The following is a 4,585-nucleotide window of genomic DNA, read 5'->3' as shown; positions in this document are numbered from 1 at the left end:
CCCCGTGCGGTCGTTGCTCGTCGCCATTGCAAAGCTGCCCTGGCAGGCCACCGGCGAGCATCCTGCCATCGAGTACCTTGCCAAGCTGCAAGCTTTATATCTCAAAGGATCCAGAAAGCTGCCAGTTGAAGTGGTGGCACCAAGTCTGGGAATGATCTGGCAGGTTTCGATCTCCAGCCCAGACCGGGAACACACTCAATCCGGAGAGGCAAGAAATGCAGTTGAACGAGGCTGCATAAAAACACGGTCTACACGACAACTACGTTGACAAACACCGGTGTTTCGTGAAACCATGCCATCAGACAGGTTTACCAGAAAAAGGGAGATACCATGAGCCACACCGCCACACCTGCAAAAGCTGCCGTTACTCTTTACACCGGGTTTCACCAGCTGGTCACCGGGGATGTCGCGGGCACGGTGCTTAATGGCGTCGATATTCTGGTGAGAGACGGGGAGATTATTGGCCTTGGCCCGGATCTGCCCCGAACTCTGGCCCCAATTGGCGTTGGCCAGGAACAGGGTGTTGAGGTGGTGAACTGCCGGGGGCTGACCGCCTATCCGGGGCTGATCAACACCCATCACCATTTTTTTCAGGCCTTTGTCCGCAATCTTGCCCCCCTCGACTGGACCCAGCTTGATGTGCTGGCCTGGCTGCGCAAGATCTACCCGGTGTTTGCCCTGGTGGATGAAGACTGCATCTACCACAGCACAGTGGTGTCCATGGCGGAGCTGATCAAGCACGGCTGCACCACCGCGTTTGATCACCAGTACAACTACAGCCGCCGGGGTGGACCCTTTCTGGTGGACCGCCAGTTTGATGCCGCTAACCTGCTGGGGCTGCGTTTTCACGCCGGGCGCGGCTGCATCACCCTGCCGATGGCGGAGGGCAGCACCATTCCCGATGCCATGCGGGAGAGCACCGATACTTTTCTTGCCGATTGCGAACGCCTGGTGAGCCGCTTTCATGACCCGCGGCCCTTCGCCATGCAGCGGGTGGTGGTGGCGCCCAGCTCGCCGGTGATTGCCTACCCGGAAACCTTCGTCGAGTCTGCCCGTCTGGCCCGCCACCTGGGGGTGAGCCTGCACACCCATCTGGGGGAGGGGGAAACCCCCGCCATGGTGGCCCGTTTTGGCGAGCGCAGCCTCGACTGGTGCGAAAACCGGGGCTTTGTCGGGCCGGATGTGTGGCTCGCCCACGGCTGGGAATTCACCGCAGCGGACATCGCCCGCCTTGCCGCCACCGGCACCGGTGTTGCCCATTGCCCGGCGCCGGTGTTTCTGGTGGGTGCCGAAGTCACCGACATTCCCGCCATGGCGGCGGCAGGTGTGCGGGTGGGCTTTGGGGTGGATGGCCACGCCTCCAACGACAGCTCGAACCTCGCCGAGTGCATCCGCCTTGCCTACCTGCTCCAGTGCCTGAAGGCCAGTGAGCGCCAGCATCCGGTGCCAGCTCCCTATGACTTTCTGCGCATGGCCACCCAGGGTGGTGCGGATTGCCTCAACCGGCCTGATCTCGGCGCCCTCGCCGTGGGCAGGGCTGCGGATTTCTTTGCCGTCGATCTGAACCGGATCGAATACATCGGCGCCAACCACGATCCACGGAGCCTGCCCGCGAAAGTGGGTTTTTCCGGCCCCGTGGACATGACCGTGATCAACGGCAAGGTGGTGTGGCGCAACGGTGAATTTCCGGGCCTTGATGAAATGGAGCTGGCCCGGGCTGCGGACGGGGTGTTTCGCCGGGTGATTTACGGCGATCCTTTGGTGGCAGCCCTTCGACGGGGCACCGGTGTCACACCATGCTGAGGCCGGTGATGAGTTTCTTGAGCAAAAGGTTTATTGCCTCGGGTCTACCATAACCCCCGTAGAGTGCCATGGATGCATAGTAGTGGGTGATGAAATAGGCGACCAGATCCCGGTCCACCGGCGCGCCTTTTTGCTGTTCGGCAATGTCGAAATACGGCCCCAGAACTTTTTTGTACATGTCGACCCGGGCATCGAAACTGATAAGGCTCAATTTTTTCAGGTAGCTGGTATTGGCGGCGCTGAGCTTCTGGGCAAGGTCACTGGTAAAGAAGTGGTGCAGGTAATCTGTCACCACATCCAGCCGGTTTTCCGCCGAAGGGTTTGCCTCTATGGCATTTTGCAGGCCCGATTCAAATTCGCTTCTGATCTTTAAATAGATGCTGGTCAGGATTTCTTCGACAGTGCTGAAGTGGCGGTACAGGGAAGTTCTGGAAATGTTTGCCAGCTTGTAGATCTCGGTCATGGTGATGCCGCTTTCACCCTGTCGCAGGGTGAGTTCAAGTGCCGCAGCAATGATTCTTTTCCGGGTTTCAAGAGCTCTGGTGCCTGGTTCTTTGGTCATGTCATACCGTCAATAATTCAGAAGAGCGCAATGTTCGAGCTTGACTGTTCGAGCTTGACTATTCGAGTTTCAATGTTCGGCCTGGCGAGCCAGGCATGGGCAGCCCTGATCATGGAGAGCTCTCGATAACTCGATAATGCGCAGCTCTCGATGATAACCAGCTCTCGATGATAACTAGCTCTCGATGATAGGCAGCTCCCGATCTGCATGGCAATGGTTGCGATGCACCGGATCTTGCTACGGGACAGGGATGTTTTCACTGGCGGAGGTCTTGCAATACCAATCCGTTGCAAGACCAATCTCCTTGCAAGACCAACCCCGGTGATGGCGAGGGATTATCCGGTAACTGCGGTCACAAAGCCAAGGCCCACAGTCACAACGCCTCGGCTCATAGCGGCGGCAGCAGTACGTAGTAGGCGCCGAGCACCACGGCAAGACCGTAGGCGATGGGGTGTACCTGGCGGGCGCGGCCGGTGATCACCATGGCGATGGCGTAGACGATCAGCCCTATGGCCATGCCATCGCTGATGGAGGTAACCGCCATCAGGATCAGGGTCAGGGTGGCAGCGCCGCCGGTGATGACATCGGAAAAATCGATGCGCGCCACTTCCACGAACATCAAGAGGCCAATGAACACCAGTGCCGGGGCCGAGGCCTCGGCGGGAATGATAAGAATCAGCGGGTTCAGATACAGGGCCAGGAAAAAGAACAGGCCCACGAAAATGGCGACAAGGCCGGTGCGCCCGCCACTTTCGATACCGGCGGCGGATTCGCCGAAACAGATGGCGGTGGAGGTGCCCGCCAGGGAGGCGCCGATGGCGGCCATGGCATCCGCCGACAGGGCCTCGGTCGGCTTCAGCATCGCGCCCTGGTCATCGACAAGACCGGCCCGCTGGCACAGGGCGTTCATGGCCGCGAGGGAGCTGAACAGGTCCATGAACACCAGGGACAGCATGGCTGGCAGGGCAATGCCGAGATGCGACCACAGATAGCCAAAATCGAGCGCCAGCCACAGGTCACCAAAGCCTGTCGGCTGGGCCAGGGCGGCGCTCGGCATCGGAGTCAGGGAACCTGTGGCTGTGGGGATAAAAAAGCCGATGGCGGTGAGCAGTATGATGGTGAGAATGATCGCCCCGGGCACCCGCCGGGCCATGAGTCCCATGACAATCGGGATGCCGGACAGCGCCAGCAGCACCGTGGGTGCCGTGACCACGCCGATCTGCACCAGGGAGGGGGCCGGGGCCGCCACCACAATGCCCGCCGTTTTGAGGCCGATGAACATGATGAAAAGACCGATGCCCGCCGTCAGCGCCCGGCGCAGGGCATCGGGGAAGGCATCGAGCAGCAGCCGCCGGATGCCGGTGAGGGTGAGGACAAGAAACACCACCCCGCTCCAGAACACCAGCCCCAGCGCGCCCTGCCAGGGCACGCCAAGGCCCAGAATGAGGGTGTAGGCCACCAGTCCATTGGCGCCCATGCCGGGCGCCACGGCGATGGGCAGATTGGCCATGAGCCCCATCAGAATGGAAAAAACCCCCGCCACCACGGCGGTGATGGTGAGCACCTGGGCTCTGTCCATGCCGGCATCGGACATGATCAGTGGATGCACCACCAGGATGTAGGACATGGTGGCAAAGGTGGTCACCGCCGCCAGCAACTCCCGCTGCACGGTAGTGCCCCGGGAACTCAGTTCGAAAAAGCGGTCCACCCGCTCCATCGGGGTAGGCATGGGGGTAGGGGTGCAGTCGGGCGCGGCGGTATCAGCAGACTTGTTCAAGGGCAGCCTCGGGAGCAGTGGCAGCAGCGGATGGTTTTGAAAACCTGTCCAAATGGTCTGCAAATTGCGTACCGACGGCTGTTGTTCCGCTTTGATCTGTGCCAGGACAAGGGTTTGTGCACATTGTTCAGACTGTGATTGTCTGACCTGTTGTAAAGGATCAGACGCCAGACGTTGCACGTTAGACGCTGCACGTCAGACGTCAGACGCAACCGCAGTGCACCGGGCCTCGGCAGGATGCTCTTGCATTCGTGTTGCGTGTTCACGTCAGACGTCAGAACTGCCATGGCCCATGCACAACAGTGCTGAAGGGTTCACGGATAGGAAATTCAACCGCATGAGGCCAAGTATGGCACGAGTTTTGGGCCTCGAAACACGTTCGGCCAAGGAAGGTTGAGCGCTCGCTTGCCGCTCAATGGCAAGAGCTTGGGAGGCAGTATGCA

At 60.0% G+C, this 4,585-nt stretch carries 3 protein-coding genes and 1 pseudogene; 2 read left to right on the top strand and 2 right to left on the bottom strand.

Annotated elements, in window-relative coordinates:
• A pseudogene (locus tag ACWRN3_RS22725) lies at positions 1-190 on the top strand (hypothetical protein); the annotation flags it as partial.
• Positions 191-330: 140 nt separating this feature from the next.
• On the top strand, positions 331-1,803 hold the full coding sequence (locus tag ACWRN3_RS22720) for an amidohydrolase (protein WP_011777000.1): 1,473 nt from the start codon (positions 331-333) through the stop codon (positions 1,801-1,803).
• On the opposite strand, the gene ACWRN3_RS22715 is transcribed toward ACWRN3_RS22720, so the two are convergent.
• On the bottom strand, positions 1,790-2,365 hold the full coding sequence (locus ACWRN3_RS22715) for a TetR/AcrR family transcriptional regulator (RefSeq protein WP_011117161.1): 576 nt from the start codon (positions 2,363-2,365) through the stop codon (positions 1,790-1,792). The two genes, ACWRN3_RS22720 and ACWRN3_RS22715, sit on opposite strands and share 14 nt — an antisense overlap.
• A 388-nt stretch (positions 2,366-2,753) precedes the next feature.
• Positions 2,754-4,322 carry an NCS2 family permease gene (locus tag ACWRN3_RS22710; protein WP_011777002.1) on the bottom strand — a complete coding sequence of 523 codons (1,569 nt, stop codon included), beginning with the start codon at positions 4,320-4,322 and terminating at the stop codon, positions 2,754-2,756.
• Between the last annotated feature and the right edge of the window lie 263 nt (positions 4,323-4,585).

The sequence above is a fragment of the Pseudarthrobacter sp. rb genome (assembly GCF_056389225.1).
This window is presented reverse-complemented; position numbering and strand designations above follow the sequence as displayed.

What these genes read in the sequence shown, in the direction of transcription:
- ACWRN3_RS22720 (WP_011777000.1), top strand. Translation starts at nt 331, where the DNA reads ATGAGCCACACCGCCACACCTGCAAAAGCTGCCGTTACTCTTTACACC.
- ACWRN3_RS22715 (WP_011117161.1), bottom strand. Translation starts at nt 2,365, where the DNA reads ATGACCAAAGAACCAGGCACCAGAGCTCTTGAAACCCGGAAAAGAATC.